The 362-nt window shown below is 39.5% G+C and carries 1 protein-coding gene; it reads left to right on the plus strand.

The genetic code is table 11. From position 1 onward, the window contains the following. The first annotated feature begins 138 nt into the window (after positions 1-138). Positions 139-237 (plus strand): YjcZ family sporulation protein, encoded by a 99-nt coding sequence (locus CH339_RS26075; RefSeq protein ID WP_003180247.1) that lies wholly within the window; start codon positions 139-141, stop codon positions 235-237. Positions 238-362 lie beyond the last annotated feature (125 nt).

The raw sequence follows: 362 nt of genomic DNA on the forward strand, positions 1-362 counted from the left end.
TATCTGTACTAAAACCTTAGAAAATGAGAAAAGAACCGTCATTTTTTCAGGCGGTTCTTTTCTTTTGGACGATAGCCTATCGTTTCATGACATTCGTGCATACACTAATGTAACGACTGGGGCAGAGGAGGTGTCAATATGGGCGACGGTTATGCAGGAGGTTTCGCTGGCGGCTTTGCGCTGCTTGTGGTGCTGTTCATCTTATTAATTATTATTGGTGCTTCTTGGATATGCTAATAAACAAAAGGATAGCTGCCGGATCAATACGATCGGCAGCTATCCTTTTTCTTTACACCGTAAAGGAAATCTCAATGAATGATGAGATCAATAAAATTAAGATCAGCACATTAATCATTCTAAAT

It is taken from the genome of Rhodobium orientis (genome assembly GCF_003258835.1).
In the GTDB taxonomy this organism is placed as follows: domain Bacteria; phylum Pseudomonadota; class Alphaproteobacteria; order Rhizobiales; family Rhodobiaceae; genus Rhodobium; species Rhodobium orientis.

Bases quoted from the DNA above. Each gene is read 5' to 3' on its own strand.
- CH339_RS26075 (WP_003180247.1), top strand. From the start codon at position 139: ATGGGCGACGGTTATGCAGGAGGTTTCGCTGGCGGCTTTGCGCTGCTT.